Origin of the sequence: Helicobacter mehlei, assembly GCF_007280785.1 — a bacterium.
Classification (GTDB): domain Bacteria; phylum Campylobacterota; class Campylobacteria; order Campylobacterales; family Helicobacteraceae; genus Helicobacter; species Helicobacter mehlei.
Map to the genome: position 1 here is coordinate 75,548 of NZ_VKGC01000005.1, position 16,346 is coordinate 91,893.

The 16,346-nt window shown below is 46.9% G+C and carries 13 protein-coding genes; 4 read left to right on the forward strand and 9 right to left on the reverse strand.

From position 1 onward, the window contains the following. Position 1: 1 nt before the first annotated feature. On the reverse strand, positions 2 to 856 hold the full coding sequence (gene folD / locus FNE76_RS03350; RefSeq protein ID WP_120947983.1) for a bifunctional methylenetetrahydrofolate dehydrogenase/methenyltetrahydrofolate cyclohydrolase FolD: 855 nt from the start codon (positions 854 to 856) through the stop codon (positions 2 to 4). 58 nt (positions 857 to 914) lie between these two features. On the opposite strand from folD, the gene FNE76_RS03355 reads away from it, so the two are divergent. Continuing rightward, complete coding sequence (locus FNE76_RS03355) at positions 915 to 1,280, forward strand: c-type cytochrome (RefSeq protein ID WP_185962980.1); 366 nt, start codon at positions 915 to 917, stop codon at positions 1,278 to 1,280. On the opposite strand, the gene thiC is transcribed toward FNE76_RS03355, so the two are convergent. Further along, on the reverse strand, positions 1,277 to 2,614 hold the full coding sequence (gene thiC / locus FNE76_RS03360; protein ID WP_120948056.1) for a phosphomethylpyrimidine synthase ThiC: 1,338 nt from the start codon (positions 2,612 to 2,614) through the stop codon (positions 1,277 to 1,279). The two genes, FNE76_RS03355 and thiC, sit on opposite strands and share 4 nt — an antisense overlap. 138 nt (positions 2,615 to 2,752) lie before the next feature. Here thiC and ispF point away from each other — a divergent pair, with 138 nt between their 5' ends. Together ispF and FNE76_RS03370 are read left to right on the forward strand one after the other, a co-directional pair. Next, a complete protein-coding gene (gene ispF, locus FNE76_RS03365) occupies positions 2,753 to 3,949 on the forward strand; it encodes a 2-C-methyl-D-erythritol 2,4-cyclodiphosphate synthase (protein ID WP_235895355.1) in 1,197 nt (398 codons plus the stop codon). Further along, positions 3,946 to 4,872: a response regulator gene (locus FNE76_RS03370; protein WP_120947981.1), complete on the forward strand. Its 927-nt coding sequence runs from the start codon at positions 3,946 to 3,948 to the stop codon at positions 4,870 to 4,872. Before ispF ends, FNE76_RS03370 begins: the two co-directional genes overlap by 4 nt. Before the next feature lie 309 nt (positions 4,873 to 5,181). On the opposite strand, the gene FNE76_RS08675 is transcribed toward FNE76_RS03370, so the two are convergent. Next, the gene (locus tag FNE76_RS08675) at positions 5,182 to 5,316 is read right to left on the reverse strand and encodes a hypothetical protein (RefSeq protein WP_268877236.1); all 135 of its coding nucleotides are present in this window, start codon (positions 5,314 to 5,316) and stop codon (positions 5,182 to 5,184) included. 57 nt (positions 5,317 to 5,373) lie between these two features. After that, positions 5,374 to 6,756 carry a phosphomannomutase/phosphoglucomutase gene (locus FNE76_RS03375; RefSeq protein WP_120947980.1) on the reverse strand — a complete coding sequence of 461 codons (1,383 nt, stop codon included), beginning with the start codon at positions 6,754 to 6,756 and terminating at the stop codon, positions 5,374 to 5,376. A gap of 176 nt (positions 6,757 to 6,932) precedes the next feature. On the opposite strand from FNE76_RS03375, the gene FNE76_RS03380 reads away from it, so the two are divergent. After that, complete coding sequence (locus FNE76_RS03380) at positions 6,933 to 7,742, forward strand: HpaA family protein (protein WP_143928373.1); 810 nt, start codon at positions 6,933 to 6,935, stop codon at positions 7,740 to 7,742. Positions 7,743 to 7,789: 47 nt separating this feature from the next. On the opposite strand, the gene FNE76_RS03385 is transcribed toward FNE76_RS03380, so the two are convergent. The 5 genes from FNE76_RS03385 to glpK all read right to left on the reverse strand — a co-directional run bounded on the left by FNE76_RS03385 (position 7,790) and on the right by glpK (position 16,342). Further along, positions 7,790 to 9,541 carry a methyl-accepting chemotaxis protein gene (locus FNE76_RS03385; protein WP_120947979.1) on the reverse strand — a complete coding sequence of 584 codons (1,752 nt, stop codon included), beginning with the start codon at positions 9,539 to 9,541 and terminating at the stop codon, positions 7,790 to 7,792. Between the two features lie 45 nt (positions 9,542 to 9,586). Then, positions 9,587 to 11,341 (reverse strand): methyl-accepting chemotaxis protein, encoded by a 1,755-nt coding sequence (locus FNE76_RS03390; protein ID WP_120947978.1) that lies wholly within the window; start codon positions 11,339 to 11,341, stop codon positions 9,587 to 9,589. A 34-nt stretch (positions 11,342 to 11,375) separates the two neighbouring features. Next, positions 11,376 to 14,039 carry an ATP-dependent Clp protease ATP-binding subunit gene (locus tag FNE76_RS03395; protein WP_143928374.1) on the reverse strand — a complete coding sequence of 888 codons (2,664 nt, stop codon included), beginning with the start codon at positions 14,037 to 14,039 and terminating at the stop codon, positions 11,376 to 11,378. A 69-nt stretch (positions 14,040 to 14,108) separates the two neighbouring features. After that, positions 14,109 to 14,846, reverse strand: a complete 738-nt coding sequence (locus FNE76_RS03400; protein WP_120947976.1) for an MIP/aquaporin family protein — start codon at positions 14,844 to 14,846, stop codon at positions 14,109 to 14,111. A gap of 8 nt (positions 14,847 to 14,854) precedes the next feature. Further along, positions 14,855 to 16,342, reverse strand: coding sequence for a glycerol kinase GlpK (glpK, locus tag FNE76_RS03405; protein WP_120947975.1), 1,488 nt, complete (start codon positions 16,340 to 16,342; stop codon positions 14,855 to 14,857). Between the last annotated feature and the right edge of the window lie 4 nt (positions 16,343 to 16,346).

Consider the following 16,346-nt stretch of genomic DNA (forward strand, 5'->3'; position numbering starts at 1 on the left):
CTTAATCCTTTGAAGAAGTCTCTACCCTCTTGGCCGCTAAAAGGGTATTTTGCAACAAACAAGAAATCGTCATTGGTCCTACACCTCTAGGCACGGGCGTAATGTAGCTCACCTTCTCTTGCACACCATCAAAATCTACATCACCCACAATATTACCTTGTTCATCCTTGTTGATCCCAATATCCACCACCACTGCACCTTGTTTGATCATGGGGGCTTGGATGAGCTTTGGTTTGCCTACCCCCACACACACAATGTCGGCGTTTTGGGTGTAAAAACTAATATTCTTAGTCAAAATGTGGCATAAACTAATGGTCGCTCCGGCATTGAGCATTAAAGAGGCTAAGGGCTTACCAATGATATTGCTTGCCCCAATAATGGCAACATCTTGCCCTTTGATAGGGATTTGGTAATGTTCTAGTAATTCCATCACCCCCATGGGCGTAGCGGGTAAAAAACCTTTGGAAGCACTATTAGAATAGACCCGCCCGATATTGAGCGGGTGGAAACCATCGACATCCTTATGCGGGTCAATGCTCTCGATCACCTCTCTGGTATCCATGTGTGTAGGCAAGGGCAACTGGACTAAAATCCCATGCACTTGTGGGTCATCATTATAGGCTTTGATGGCTTGGAGCAAACGATCTTGAGAGATTGCGGATTCAAAGCTTTGCAAATGACAAGCAATCCCCACACGCTTACACGCCTTAACTTTCATATTAGTATAGAGCACGCTTGCGGGGTCTTGACCTACCAAGATCACCACTAGGCAAGGCACTAAAGAGAGCCTCTGCACTGCACTACACAGCTCCTTTTCTTTTAGCTTTGCCAATGCCTGCCCGTCTAGTAAAACCATCTTAAGCTCGCTAAAGTTTTTGTGCTATTATAATCAAAATTTTTGAAAGATAGGGACGATGTGCACAATCACTTACCTACAAAGGCTGTTGCGTGGCTTGTTTTTACTGGTTGGCACCAGCCTAGCCACAGAAAATAGCTTTATCACCACCGCCGAATATGGCAAGGAACTTTACAACAACCCCCGCAACATCAGTTGTGCCAAGTGCCATGGGGCTTTGGGCACAGAACAAGTGATCACCAGCTATACCCAAGATAACCAGCAACACTCCATCAAAGCCCCTCCCATCAACAACCTAGAGTTTGAAGCCTTTAAAAAAGCCCTCACCAATGGCAAATCCATCATGCCCAAATACAACCTAACCCCCGATGAGATCAAGGCAATTTATTATTACCTTGCCTCCACTAGAGAAAACAAACCCTAAGCCCCCTTGTAATTCTTAAAAATGTCCTGACTCACCTTGTAACTGCAAAACTTGGGGCCGCACATGGAGCAAAACTCCGCCTCTTTGAAGACTTCTTGGGGTAAAGCCTCATCGTGATACTCTCTAGCGCGATCGGGATCCAAGGCGAGCTCAAATTGTTTGTTCCACTCAAAGGCATACCTAGCATCGCTCATCAAGTCATCGCGTACCCGTGCATTCACCCGACCGCGCGCGATGTCAGCGGCATGGGCAGCGATCTTGTAGGCTAAAATCCCCTCTCTGACATCTTTAGCATTGGGCAAGCCTAGATGTTCTTTGGGGGTTACATAGCAAAGCATCGCCACTCCCTTCCATGCGGCTACACACGCCCCAATCGCGCTAGCGATGTGATCGTATCCGGCCGCAATATCGGTTACCAAAGGTCCTAGCACATAAAAGGGGGCTTGGTTACAAAACTCTTGTTGGAGTTTGACATTGCGCTCAATTTGATTCAAGGGCACATGCCCGGGGCCCTCAATCATCACCTGCACATCTTTTTCATACGCTCTTTGGGCTAACTCGCCTAGCACTTTCAATTCGGCAAATTGGGCGGTGTCGCTCGCATCGGCTAGACATCCCGGGCGCAAAGAATCGCCCAAACTCAAGCTCACATCGTATTGTTGGCAGATGGCTAGAATCTCATCAAAAGCGCTATAAAAAGGGTTTTGCTTGTGGTAATGCATCATCCAAGCTGCCATCAAGCTCCCCCCCCGACTCACAATGCCCATTTTGCGCTGACTCACATAGGGCATGTGTTCGAGCAAAAACCCGCAGTGAATCGTAAAATAACTCACCCCCTGTTTGGCTTGTTTTTCTAACACCCCTAGCATCGTCTCAATGTCTAGTTGCATCACATCGTTATTGACATCGTGCAAAATTTGATACATCGGCACGGTGCCAATGGGTACACTAGAGGCGTTAATAATCTCTTGGCGAATCGCGTCCAAATCCCCCCCAGTGGAGAGATCCATCACCGTGTCCGCTCCGTATTTCATAGCAACCCGCAATTTTTCTACCTCTTCTTCTACAGAGTGGATGATGGCAGAGCTACCGATATTGGCGTTGATCTTGGTTTTGAGCGCGATCCCAATGCCCATGGGTTCTAAATTTTGGTGCTGGATATTGGCTGGGATGATCAAACGCCCCCGCGCCACTTCAGAGCGCACAAGCTCAGGGCTCACCTCTTCTACATTGGCGATATAAGCCATCTCTTCAGTGATCACGCCCTTTTTGGCGTAGTGCAACTGGGTTTTAATGGGGTCGTTGGCGCGCTTGGCGCAGTACTCACGGCTCATCTCTTCTCCTTTATTTAAAATCTTGCACCCTAACATAAGCTTTTAAATGCTGGCTTAAATCGTACTAACACCCCTTTAAGATTTAGAATGCTAGAATATTTTGTTACTTTTATAAATGATGGATTGTGTGTGTTGGATATGTCTGTTTCTCTGTTAGATTTTCAGGCTTTCAGGTCTATGGGTGTTTCGCTTATCTTGCCTGCAGCTGGATCAAGTGTGCGCTTTTTGGAAAGTTTGGAAGGTGCTTTTAAGATCAAAAAACAATGGTGGCCCTTAGAGGGTATGCCCTTGTTAGAAAAGGTGTGTCGGGATTTTCAAGGCACGGCATGTTTTGCGCAAATCTTTCTAGTGGTCAGCCACCCGGTAGAGCAAATTTATCTCCAACAGCGTTTTAGTGATCCCTTAGTTAGCGTGATTTTGGGGGGTAAAACCCGCCAACAATCCGTGCAAAATGCGCTCGATCTGGTTGATACACCCCTGGTGATGGTGAGCGATGTGGCGCGCTTTTGTTTGGATTACCCTGTTTTGCACAATTTATTTTCAGCCATGCATGAGCAAGTTTTAGATTGTGTAGCCCCTAGCTTACCCGCAAGTGATACGCTGATCTACCAAGATAACCAAGTGCTTAATCGCGATGGGGTACGGTGTGTGCAAACCCCCCAACTCTGCCGCACGGCCGTGCTTAAAAAAGCTTATGCCACTGGTGCGTTTAGTGATGAGAGTAGTGCGATCTTGAGCTTGGGCGCGCGGGTAGCCTATATCTCTGGGAGCACGCGCCTGCATAAACTCACCTATGCGCGCGATCTGCCCCCCCAGTCGCAAGTTTCTAACCACTCCTTTGGGATGGGTTTTGATGTGCATGGATTTGAGCCCAATAAAGTTATGAAAATAGGGGGTGTGGAGATCGATCCTAAAGATAGCCAACAGCAAGGCTTTAAGGCACATAGCGATGGGGATGTGCTTTTGCACGCCCTGATAGATGCGCTATTAGGGGCGATCAAGGGTGGAGATATTGGCATGTATTATAGCGATCAAAATCCTGCCTATGCGGGCATGGATTCAGCCCTCATGTTGCAAAGCATTTATGGCTTGGTGCAAAATTTAGGGCATGTGGTGGTGGGCATCGATACCACCTTATTTGCCCAAATCCCTAAAATTGCTCCCTATAGAATGGCAATTTGCCAAAATCTAGCCAAACTCTTAAAAATCCAGCCCCACCAAATCAATTTGAAAGCAACCACAACAGAGGGCTTAGGCTTTATTGGAAGAAAGGAGGGCGTGGGCGCACAAGTGTTGGTCCAAACCAGCATCTTGGTACCCACCCAAGCAAGATGAACAGAACACAGAGCGTTTTAATCATTGAAGATGAGGTGCATTTGGCCCAAAGCATTGCCTCTGCTTTGAGCAGTTTGGGCTATAAATGCCAAAGTGCTTCGAGTATTTTCCACCACTTTAAAGAAGATTACGATGTGGTGTTGATTTCTTCTAAGGTCTGTGTGGATCGTTGTGAGCACTTTGTGCGTAAAAACTCGAAGGCGATCACCATCATGATGGCCTCGTTTGTGAGTGAGGATAGTGTCAATCGCCCGATCAAGGCGGGTGCTAGGGATTATATTTTAAAGCCCTTTAAAATGGATGAGCTGATTCGCAAGATCACTTACCACAAAGCTTACAAAGAGGCGATGGTGCGTGCAGGGGTCCATGAACGCTATTTAGACTTCATAACCCAAGACCTCAATGTGAGCTATAGTTGTGAAGATTCCCTCCCTCTTGTTTTGCACAGCCACACCCAAAGCACCGCCGACTTGTTTGCGTTAAACTATGCTCGGGTCAATGGGCTAGACTTGGAGTTTTTTTCTTTAAAAACCCATAGCATCCAAGAAGTTTTCAAACACGAACCTAGCCACTTGCATGCAACCTACATCACACATTTAGAGGTTTTGCGCCACCAAGATCGCGAAAAACTTTTAAAAACACTCCCCAATCACCATGCGATGGTTTCTTTTGTCGGGCATGATAGTCTGGAATTTGAGGGGGTCGTGCATTATTTGGAGGGTGAGGAGCCCTTGATCCCCTCAGGTCTGCTCTCCATCCAAGATTATGAAAAAAATGCCATCCAGCAGTTTAGCCCTTGTTACACTGACACCGAATTGGCCAAGAGGCTAGGCATTAGCCGCAAATCTCTTTGGGAGAAACGCCGCCGCTATAATTTGCCTAGAAAACCTAATGTGGTTAGTGAAAAAATCGTATTGGAGTGAGTTCTTGCTTTGATATGGGATAGACCCAAATCTTTGCTTGGATTTTTGCAGAATCATTTGTACTGGCACCAACCCAAAAAATAGCACTAGAATTTTGCGATAACTGCGGGGCTTAAGGGCACATGTGCATGATTCTTGATTATGCTATGGTAATAAACTAGAGACATATTATGAGAAACTTAAAGTTTATTATTATAGCTTGAAAGATTTTATATCAGTCTGTTTACCAAAGTAAACAAGACTTACGCTAAACTACGGCTATGAAAATGAGGGGTTTGCTGGACTCCAGTCTAGCAGATCCTGAGGTTTTCAAATCCATGAAAGGAGTATGTTATGAGCAGCAACAGCAATAACAGCAGGAACAGCAACAATAGCAACAACAGCAATAACAGCAACCGCAATAACAGCAACAATAGCAACAACAGCAATAACAGCAACAATCAAGACTAGTTGCGGTTTCTCCCTCCCCCCCCTTGGGGGGAGTCTCCCTCCCACTTTCCTTTATAGCTCTAGCAAGTCCAGCAAGCTCTTTTTGTAGTGCTCTGCACAAGTTTGGTCTTTGCCCTCAAAACGCATGACTAGTGTGGGGGTGGTGTTGCTCGCACGCACCAGCCCAAAACCATGCTCAAAAATCACCCGCACACCATCAATGCTAATCACCTTAACAATGGGTGGGAAATTGGGTGGCAAAGGTGCTTGGAGAGAGTTTTTAAGCTTTTCAATGATTTGGAATTTTCGCTCCTCGGGCACGTTGATTTTTTCTTCTGCAGTTTTGTAAGAATAGGGCAGGGCCTGCATACGCGCCTCTAATTCTTGAGGGCTTTTTTGGCTTAACAGCTCCAAGAGGCGTAAAGCCGCATAAAGGGCATCGTCATAGCCAAAGTAGCGATCGTTAAAAAAGAGATGTCCGCTCATCTCAGCCGCCAAATGCGCCCTTGTTTCTTTGAGCTTGACTTTTAAATTGCTATGCCCTGTTTTATACATCAATGCCTCACCAAAACTATTAATGGTGTCATACATCACTTGCGAACATTTGACTTCCCCAATCACTAGGGGCTTGATACCCTGTTTTAACATCTGCTCGGCTAGCACAATGGCCAACTCATCGCCCCCATAGGTACGTTTAGGTGTGAGTAGGGCGATTCGATCGGCATCGCCATCAAAGGCGAGTCCAATTTCTATGCCTTGTGCTTGCATGTACGCCTTTAAAGTGGCTAAATTTTTTTCTTCACTGGGATCGGGGTGGTGGTTAGGGAAAGTCCCATCCGGATTAGAATAGAGGCTATCAAAATTGGTATTGAGTGCTTTTAGCACGGGTTCTAGCCCCAAAGCCCCCACGCCATTTCCAAAATCCAGCGCGATTTTTCGGGGGAAGTTTTGGAGGTGCTTAAAGGCTTGGATCAAATATTCATGGTAAGCCCTAAGAGCATTAAGTTTTTTGGGCGTGCTGAGGCTGGGGGCATATGCTAGGGGTTGTTTGGCAATCTCCTCTTTGAGGGCTTGGATTTGTGCGCCATAAAAGGGCTGTTGGTCCAACGTGATTTTAAACCCATTGTAATCAGGTGGGTTGTGCGAGCCCGTGATCATAATCGAGTGGGGGATGCTGATCCCCTCAATTTTGTTAAAGGTTGCAAAATAGGCTATAGGGGTGGGGATCAAGCCCAAATCATAGACCTCTAAAGAGTTTTGCAAACCATTTTTAAGCCACTCAAACAAAAGCGGTGAATGTGTGCGCGCATCATAGCCCACCGCCACACATGGCCCGCTTAGAGCCATCAAGCGACCCAAATACACACCAATGTTATAGACCACCTCTTGGGTGAGATTTTGCCCAAAAATCCCCCGGATGTCGTATTCTCTAAAAATGCTAGGATCAAGTTGCATAGTTCTCCTTTATATGGCTCCCCCATTCCCCATTTTATCCCCATTTGATTAAAGCCACTCTAAAAACCCCCTTGTGGGGTTTGAATTAAAAATTGCAGAATAGATCATGGCACTTTAAACTAAAATTAACAAATAAAATCCCAAAATGGCAACTTCTTTAACTTTTAAGGAGTCCCATGCGCAAGATTACAAAGGACATGTTATTGGCACTGATGGGGGTATCGCTCGCACTCTCAGGCTGTGCTATAGACACGGGTGCAAAAACCAACCAAGCCAAAAAGCACGCAACTCTTAAGAAAAGTGCTACTCCCCTAGACTTTAACTATCCTATCGCTATTAGCCAAGAGGATGCCAACAACCATACGATTGCCATCTTAGCCCCACACATCCAAGCAGATGAAAATGTCCAGCCCTATATCCAACGATTCCAAAATGCTTTAGTGAGGCAGGTGCAAGAGATTTTTGAAAAAAAAGGTTATAACATCATACACTTGGCATCTGCACAAAATTTAACGCCCAAGCAAAAAAGCAAAATTTACTCTATTTTAAAAATCAGAGGATGGGTAGGTATATTGGTCGATGCAGACATTAACACAGACGATCCAGAGGACACTCATATGAAAACAACGGTGGATCAAAGTGCTGGTGCTGTCTTGTTCAAATTCTTTGAACCCAAGACAGGACGGACTACCCACAACTTTGCCATCAATGTCGGTGCAGAACATGCCATCACTTATTCGTATTTTCAAGAAGCTACAAGTTCGGATAGTTTTGCGGGCGCAAACTCAGTCAGCCGTGGCGCAACAAGTCTGGATAGTTTTGATGAGGCAAATACAGTTGGTGGCAGAATGGACAAAAACCATGACGATGCGATCCAAACCATCCTTAGCAAGGCTTATGGAGTTGTGATGAAAAAAATTATCTCTTGGGTCAAAAATGCTGATTTGAAGCAATATAGAAAGGCCATTGATCAAATTAGAAAATAGCCCCTTCTGCTCACCAAAACAAGCCTACAGATGGCTGACCCGTTAGGCTAAAATTTCTTGCTACTGGCCTCTTTGAGAATATCTTGGGCGATCTTTTGCACATTTTCGCTGATGTTTGAGGAAGTGGCCGCAATTTGGGTGTTATGCGCTACGCTCTGCTCCAATTCTTGCATGGCCTCGTTAATTTGGGCAATCCCCTGTGTTTGCTCGCTTATAGCTTGCGCGCTATCATTAATGGATTGGGTGAGGGACTGGGTGTTGATTTCAATCTCGCCTAAAGATTTTTGGGTGCGCTCGGCTAGTTTGCGCACCTCATCAGCCACCACCGCAAAGCCACGCCCATGCTCGCCCGCCCGGGCGGCTTCAATGGCGGCATTCAAGGCCAATAGTGTAATTTGATCGGCAATGTCATTGATAACCACCACCATGTTTTTGATCCCATCAGATTGTTCGATCACCTCTTGGCTCTTGGTATTCACGCTTTGCGTGGAGGCGGTGATTTTCTCTAGGGCATGCGTGGTTGCCTCCAGCGATCGACCTTGTCGTTTGGAAGCATCTTGCATGGCATGGGTAGCTTCATTGAGCATGTTGGTTTCTTGGTTGAGCGCGTGGGCAAAGTCTAAGGAGTTTTGCAAAGAAGCGATAATGCTTTGTTGTAGAGTGTTGATATTATTAGCTAATTGCAAGAACCCACCCTGCAACTGGGCAGTATCCATTTTAGTCCTGAAGTCATTTTGCGAATAGGTTTCAATGGTTGTGGAAATTTTATGGAAAATATGGTTGAGAAACTGGGAAAAATCGTTGAAGTTGCTCCCTAAATGCTGGAGTTCTGGGTTGATCGCTTGGGTGTGGATATTTCGGGTGAAATCCCCCGTACGCGCGCTATTAAGCACCACTAGAACCTCCTTAGAGAGGGCTTGATCGGCTTGCAAATGTTGCACAGCTTCTTGAATGCTGGTGTTGAGTGCGCGTGCCATTTGCCCCAACTCATCATCAGAACGCAAGATGATCTCTTGGGGCACTTTTTTATCTTTGTAATTGACAAAGGCAAAAAAATCTTTGAGTGCCCCACTTAGGGTGCGGATATTGCTGGTGATTTTGTGGTAAAAGAGATAATAAAGCGGAATCACCACCGCCACCAAAAAGATCAACACCAAAACCACATGGATATAGAATTTGTGGCTCAAGTTGTGATCGATGAGCTGGGTGATGCTATGGGTGCGCTCCTCGATATTATCCATATACATCCCCCCACCGACCCACCAATCCTGGGTGCCCGCGATCTTTTGGGCATAGGAAATCTTGGCCGTATAGCGGACTTGGCCGTTACCCAAAGGCTTAGGTGAAACATAATAGACAAACTTACCCCCAGCCATCGCAGCATTGTAAAGTTCTTTGATGTAATACACGCCGTTTTTATCCTTGACATTCTCAGCACTTTGGCCGATGCGGTATTTGGGATTGGCGGTGTAAATAGGGGTGTATTTATTGTAAGCAAAAAAGTAGCCAGATTTATCCTCATCGTAGCGAAAGCCCTTGAGCATTTTAACAATGATCTGCTCTTTGGCTACCTGTGTGGGGACTTCTTTAATAGCGTGGGCAATATTAAAGCTTGCGGTATCTATGGCCAATTTGAGCTTGCCACCCAGCATGTCCTTTAAATCGGCACTCACCAAAGCATTGACTTGATGGACAGACTCGCGGTTATTTTGCGCAAAGAGCAACAAGGTCGCAACCACAGCCACAATGGTGAGCATCCATAGAGCTACAATCTGTTTGCCTAGAGAAAATGAGGGCATGGTGTTCTTTGGGGTGTTACTTGTGTCCCCCCGATGGGGCGGTTATCAAAATTTCTTGCTATTGGCTTCATCCAAGATATTTTGTGCGATCTTTTGCACATTTTGGCTAATACTCAAGGAAGTTGCGGTGATCTCCGCATTGTTTGTCATCGTTTCTTCCAAAGCCTCCATCGCCGCGCTGATCTTGCCAATGCTTTGAGTCTGTTCCTCGATGGCTTGCGCGCTATCATTAATGGATTGGGTGAGGGACTGGGTGTTGATTTCAATCTCGCCTAAAGATTTTTGGGTGCGCTCGGCTAGTTTGCGCACCTCATCAGCCACCACCGCAAAGCCACGCCCATGCTCACCTGCCCGTGCGGCTTCAATGGCGGCATTCAAGGCCAATAGTGTAATTTGATCGGCAATGTCATTGATAACCACCACCATGTTTTTGATCCCATCAGATTGTTCGATCACCTCTTGGCTCTTGGTGTTGATGCTCTGCATGCTCTGGCTAATTTGCTCCAGAGCACTAGTAGTCTGCTCTAGGGAGCTAACTTGTTGCTTAGAAGCCTCTTGTAAGCGGTTGCTGGTTTGGTTGAGCGCATCGGTTTCTTGGTAGAGAGCGTGGGCGACATCTAAAGAGTTTTTGAGCGAATGGACAATACTCTGTTGCAAGGTATTGATGTCATTGGCAAGTTGTAAAAACCCGCCATTTAAGTTTGCAAGATCCATGCCCTCTTTAAAATCATTGCTGGAGTAGGCTTGGAGGGCATTGCGGATACGGCTAAACATCTGGCTTAAAAAGTCAAAAAAAGCATTTAAATCCTTGCCCAAGCGTTGGAGTTCGGGATTAGCCGCATAGGCTTGGATGCTTTTACTAAAATCCCCCAAATGCGCACCACCTAAGACATTTAAAGCGTCTTTGGAAAAATGTTGGTCGGCCTGGAAGTGCTCGACCGCTTCTTTTAAATTGTTTTTTAAGGCGCGTGCCATGTCACCCAACTCGTCTTTGGATTGCAAATTCAACTCTTCGGGCTCTTTTTTGACACGGTAATTCACAAAAGCAAAGAATTCTTTAAGCGAACTGCTCAACAATCTAATGTTGCTAGTGATTTTACGGTAAAAGGCATAGTAAAGCGGGACCACAACAATAATCAAAAAGAGCACGACGATGAGTGCATAGACATAGAACTTTTCACTCAAATCTTTATCAATGGCTTGAGAAATCGTTAGGGTGCGCTGGGCGATGTTGTCTGTGTACATCCCCGTGCCAATCCACCAATCCTGGGTGCCCGCGATCTTTTGAGCATAGGAGATTTTAGGGACATCGCGCGTGCTCCCATCGGGCAAGGGTTTAGGGAACACATAATGCACAAAACCCCCATTGTTCATGGCTACTTTGTGGAGTTCTTGAATGATATAAACCCCATTCCTATCTTGCATATTCTTAAACCTAGAAAGATCGCCCTTTAAGTTGGGCATTACAAAGGGCACATATCCTTCATAGACAAAGAAGTAGCCCGATCGATCCTTTTCAAAGCGGAAATTGGTGATCATATCAGTCACAATCTTCTTTTTCTGCGCATCTGTAGCATGGGGGATGTCTTTAAGAGCATTAGAGATACTAAAAGCCAAAACATCTACAGAGAGTTTAATCTGCTCTTCTAAGAGTTCTTGCAAGTCATTGGCCACGAGGCGATTGACATGGGAGACTGATCGTTTGTTATTGTGGTAAAAAAGCACCAAAACGATGAAGATTGCACCCATCGCAAGACCCCAAAGCACTAAAATCTGTTTGCCTAAAGAAAACGAACGCACAGACACTCCTCTTGATATATTTTAAGATATGTGGCTAGAGTTGCCCAATTGTAATCTTATCATCTAGGACATCAAAAATGAGTTTTTTACCCCCTAAAGTAGTGCTGTCTGTTTCTAAAAGAAGCGTAGCTAACCTATCTTCCACTTCGTCGTATAGAGCCCGCTTGAGGGGGCGTGCGCCATAGATGGGATCAAAACCGCTCTTAGCGATGTACTCTTTAGCGCGATCGCTCAAAGCGATTTGTACGCCCCGCTCGCCTAGCTTGTCTTGGATTTGGGCAAACATCAAATCCACAATTTGCACAATGCTTTCCATGTGCAAAGGGTTGAAGATCACAATCTCATCTAGGCGGTTTAAAAACTCGGGCTTAAAGTAGGCTTTCAGGGCTTCTTGTACCATCTTTTGCTTGTCGTATTCCTCGCTCAACTCCATGATCTGATCGTTTTGAATATCATAGGCTTTTAACACTTCTTGTTCAGCCTTGTGCTTGGCGTGTACATTCTCTAGCTCTATGATCTTGTCGCTGGCGATATTACTGGTCAAAATGATAATGGTGTTTTTAAAGTCCACCACCACGCCCTTATTATCCGTGAGTCGCCCATCGTCTAACACCTGCAAGAGCATGTTAAACACCTCCGGGTGCGCCTTTTCAATCTCATCAAAAAGCACCACGCTATAGGGGCTACGCCTCACCGCCTCAGTGAGTTGCCCCCCCTCTTCATAGCCCACATACCCGGGAGGCGCACCCACCAGACGACTCACCGCGTGCTTTTCCATGTATTCGCTCATGTCCAATCTGATCAAATTCTTTTGGCTATCAAAGAGAAATTGGGCTAAGGTCTTAGCGCTTTGGGTCTTGCCCACCCCACTAGGTCCTAAGAATAAAAAACTCCCAATGGGTTTATTAGGATCGCTCAAGCCCGCTTTATTGCGCTTGATTGCCTTGGCGATCGCGCTAATGGCTTGGGGTTGCCCGATCACGCTCTTAGCTAGCTCCTGCTCAATGTGTAAAATGCGATCTTTTTCCTCTTGCAACATCTTTTGCACCGGGATTTGGGTCCACTTGCTCACAATGCGCGCGATGCTATCCTTACTCACAGCGTGCTGTAACAAGCTCCCATGCTCTTGCATGCGCGCCCATTGCGCTTCTAAATCGCGCACCGCCTGCTCCAATCTAGGGATCTCGCCATGATCAATTTTAGCCGCCCTTTCAAACTCCGATTGGCGTTTGGCAAGCTCAGATTCGCGCTTCAAGCTCTCAATATTGTTCTTAGCCTGCGCGATGTCCTTGAATACCCGCCTTTCGTTTTCAAATTGCGCCTCTAGGCGTTGCTTCTCTTCTAGCGCGTTGCTAAGTTCTTTTTGCACCTCCTCTAGGCGTTGCTTGTTGCTGGGGTTCTCCTCCATCAAGAGGGCTTGTTTTTCTACCTCTAGTTGTTGCACTAGCCTTTTGGTGTGGGAGAGCGCGTAAGGTTCGGATTCGATTTGCATTTTCAACTCGGCAGCGGCCTCATCGATCAAGTCAATGGCTTTATCGGGCAAAAAGCGATTGGTGATATAGCGGTGTGAAAGCTTCGCGCTGGCTACCAACGCGCTATCAGTAATGCTCACATTGTGGTGGGCTTCTAAACTCTCTTTGAGTCCTCTTAGAATTTGCAAGGTTTCATTCACGCTGGGCTCCTCTAGGGCGATGGGCTGAAAACGGCGCGTGAGCGCGCTGTCCTTTTCAAAGTATTTACGATATTCTTTAAGCGTGGTCGCCCCGATGGTGTGCAACTCCCCACGCGCTAAGGCAGGCTTTAAAATATTAGCCGCATCCATGCTCCCCTCAGACGCGCCCGCGCCCACGATGGTGTGGATTTCATCAATGAATAAAATCACATTGCCCGCTTTTTTGACCTCTTCTACTACCTTAGTTAAACGCTCCTCAAATTCCCCCCGATACTTGGCCCCGGCAATGAGCATGCTCATATCCAACATCACCACTTGCTTGTGTTGCAAGGATAAGGGCACTTCCTTTTTGGCGATGCGCTGGGCTAACCCCTCCACAATGGCGGTCTTACCCACTCCTGGCTCCCCTAATAAGATGGGGTTATTCTTGGTCTTGCGAATCAAGATTTGCATCATGCGCAAAATCTCTTCATCGCGCCCGATCACCGGGTCTAGGATGTTTTCTAGGGCTTTGGTGGTCAAATTGATCCCGTATTTTTCTAGAGCCTCTAGGGTGGCATCATCGCTAGCTTGGGTGATTTTAGCCCCCTTGCGCAACCCCTGCAAGGTTTTAATCAGTTCTGAAACATCTAAGAATTGCTTGAAATAATGGCTAAAAAGCTCCGCATTGGCGCTAATAAAACTATCCACCGCCACAAATTGATCCCCATTTTTCACGCTCAAACCCAAGGCATTGTGCAACGCGTCTAGAAGATTCTTGCCCAAACTAATCCCCTGCGCGCTCACGCTCGAACTCTTGGGCAAGCTGTCCACCACACTTCTAGCCTCTAACTCTAGGGGTGTTTTCTCCACGCCCATTTTGATCAAGGCATGACTTAGTAAAGATTGGCTATTGCTCAAGAGCGCCCAAAAAAGGTGGATGGGTTCGATCTCTTGGTTCTTGGCGTGCAGGGCTAGAGAGAGGGCTTGATCCAAGCTTTCTTTAAGCTGGTGGGTGAGTTTTTCAAAAATGTTGGTGCTTGGCATAGAGTTCCTTTCTATCAAAACCCAATTATAGAGAAATTTGATAACACTTTGGCAAGAGCATTGGCTGGATTAGATCAAGAGTGCACTCACCCCTACAGCCAAAGCCCCACCCACTAAGGGTGCGATGAAGGGGATATAGCTATAGCCAAAATCAGCCGAAACTTTTAAGGGCAACAGGGCGAGCACGATTCGCGGGCCCATATCCCTTGCCGGATTGATGGCATACCCCGTTGTTGCCCCCAAAGAAAGCCCAATAGCCCACACCAACAAAGCCACCGGCAACGCCCCCAAACTGCCTAGCCCGATTTTGGCACTGGGGTCTTGGGTGTGGATGGAAGGATCGCTAAAATGCACGATCACAAAGATCAGCACAAAAGCCCCCACTAGCTCGCTTAAGAAATTTGAAAAGGGTTTTCTAATGGCTGGCTCGGTGCAAAAACAAGCCCGTTTAAGCCCCTCATCTTGGGTGATCTTAAAATGCTCATAGTAGATTGCATAAACCAACACCGCCCCCAACATCGCGCCCAAAAACTCCCCAGCTAGATAGGCTGGCATGCTGGCTAAGGGGATTTTGCCCAGCAGGGCTAAACTCAAGGTGACTACGGGGTTTAAATGCGCCCCACTATGCGGGCCAGCCACCACCACGCCCACAAAGACCCCAAACCCCCAAGCAGTGGTGATCACCATCCACTGGGCTGCCCCTGCCCCCCCGCATTTAGTCTTTTCCAATAAGCAGGCCGCCACCACACCATTACCTAACAAAATCATCAAGGCTGTGCCCAACAGCTCATAAATAAAAATCTCCATACTCATCCCTAAAGCAACCAGTTTTTAGAGGCTTGTACCGCCTTTTGCCAAAAATATAACATTTCTTGGAGTTTGTGGGGTTCTAATTTGGGGCTAAATTGCTGGTCGGTGTGCCACAATTGCTGGATTTGCTCCAAATCCTCATAAAAACCCACCGCCAAGCCCGCTAGATAGCCTGCCCCCATCGCTGTGGTTTCCACATTTTGGGGGCGGATAATATTGGTGTTACACACATCGGCTTGGATTTGCATGAGCAAATTACACGCGCTCGCCCCCCCATCGACCCGGATTTGTGAGCAACTCCGACCCGCATCTTTTTCCATTTCTTTAATAATATCATGCACTTGGAAGGCGATCCCCTCTAAAATGGCGCGCGCAATATGCCCATCGGTGCTCCCACGGCTAACCCCAAAGATACTCCCCCGGGCATATTGATCCCAATAAGGCGCGCCCAAGCCAGTTAAAGCGGGCACAATATACACCCCGCCATTATCCTCCACTGTGCTAGCCAAATTTTGGATGTCTGCAGCTGTGCGGATCATTCTGGCCCCATCTCTTAACCACTGGATAGCCGCCCCACCCACAAACACGCCCCCCTCTAGAGCATAGCTCACTTTGCCACCAATTTTCCATGCAATGGTGCTAAGCAAGTTATTTTGGCTAGTCACGCTTTGTTGCCCAGTTTGCATGAGCAAAAAGCACCCCGTCCCATAGGTGTTTTTGACCATGCCCGGCTCCACGCACATTTGCCCGAACAGGGCGGCTTGTTGATCGCCTGCCATCCCAGCGATGGGAATCTCGCATTCCACCCAACGCGTGGCGGTGTGCCCGTAAATCTCACTAGAGGATTTGACTTCGGGTAGAATTTCTTTGGGGATGCCAAAAAGGGCTAAAAGTTGCCTATCCCACTCTAGGGTGTGGATATTAAAAAGCATGGTGCGGCTGGCATTGCTTGGATCGGTAAAATGCACCCGTCTTTTGGTGAGGTTGTAGAGCAACCAAGTATCGATCGTACCAAAGCACAGATCGCCTTGCTGGGCTTTTTGCCTCGCCCCCTTGACATGGTCTAAAATCCATGCGATCTTGGTGGCTGAAAAATACGCATCAATGACCAGCCCTGTTTTGGCTTGGATCATCTCTTTGTGGGTCTTTTTGAGTTTTTCACACACATCGGCGGTGCGGTGATCCTGCCACACAATGGCATTGTAAATGGGCTCGCCCGTGTAGCGATCCCATAAAACCGTGGTTTCTCTTTGGTTGGTAATCCCTAGAGCGGCGATATTTTTGGCATCTAAGTTAGCCTTAGCTAAAGCCTCTGTGAGCGTGGCGATTTGGGTTGCCCAAATTTCTTTGGGATCGTGTTCGACCCAACCGGGTTTGGGGAAAAATTGGCTAAAGGGTTTTTGCGCCATCGAGATCACCCGCCCTTGTTTGTCAAAAATGAGGGTGCGTGATGAGGTTGTGCCCTGATCGAGTGCCATGATATAATGATCCATAAAT

What these genes read in the sequence shown, in the direction of transcription:
- folD (WP_120947983.1), bottom strand. Translation starts at nt 856, where the DNA reads ATGGTTTTACTAGACGGGCAGGCATTGGCAAAGCTAAAAGAAAAGGAG.
- FNE76_RS03355 (WP_185962980.1), top strand. Translation starts at nt 915, where the DNA reads ATGTGCACAATCACTTACCTACAAAGGCTGTTGCGTGGCTTGTTTTTA.
- thiC (WP_120948056.1), bottom strand. Translation starts at nt 2,614, where the DNA reads ATGAGCCGTGAGTACTGCGCCAAGCGCGCCAACGACCCCATTAAAACC.
- ispF (WP_235895355.1), top strand. Translation starts at nt 2,753, where the DNA reads ATGTCTGTTTCTCTGTTAGATTTTCAGGCTTTCAGGTCTATGGGTGTT.
- FNE76_RS03370 (WP_120947981.1), top strand. Translation starts at nt 3,946, where the DNA reads ATGAACAGAACACAGAGCGTTTTAATCATTGAAGATGAGGTGCATTTG.
- FNE76_RS03375 (WP_120947980.1), bottom strand. Translation starts at nt 6,756, where the DNA reads ATGCAACTTGATCCTAGCATTTTTAGAGAATACGACATCCGGGGGATT.
- FNE76_RS03380 (WP_143928373.1), top strand. Translation starts at nt 6,933, where the DNA reads ATGCGCAAGATTACAAAGGACATGTTATTGGCACTGATGGGGGTATCG.
- FNE76_RS03385 (WP_120947979.1), bottom strand. Translation starts at nt 9,541, where the DNA reads ATGCCCTCATTTTCTCTAGGCAAACAGATTGTAGCTCTATGGATGCTC.
- FNE76_RS03395 (WP_143928374.1), bottom strand. Translation starts at nt 14,039, where the DNA reads ATGCCAAGCACCAACATTTTTGAAAAACTCACCCACCAGCTTAAAGAA.
- FNE76_RS03400 (WP_120947976.1), bottom strand. Translation starts at nt 14,846, where the DNA reads ATGGAGATTTTTATTTATGAGCTGTTGGGCACAGCCTTGATGATTTTG.
- glpK (WP_120947975.1), bottom strand. Translation starts at nt 16,342, where the DNA reads ATGGATCATTATATCATGGCACTCGATCAGGGCACAACCTCATCACGC.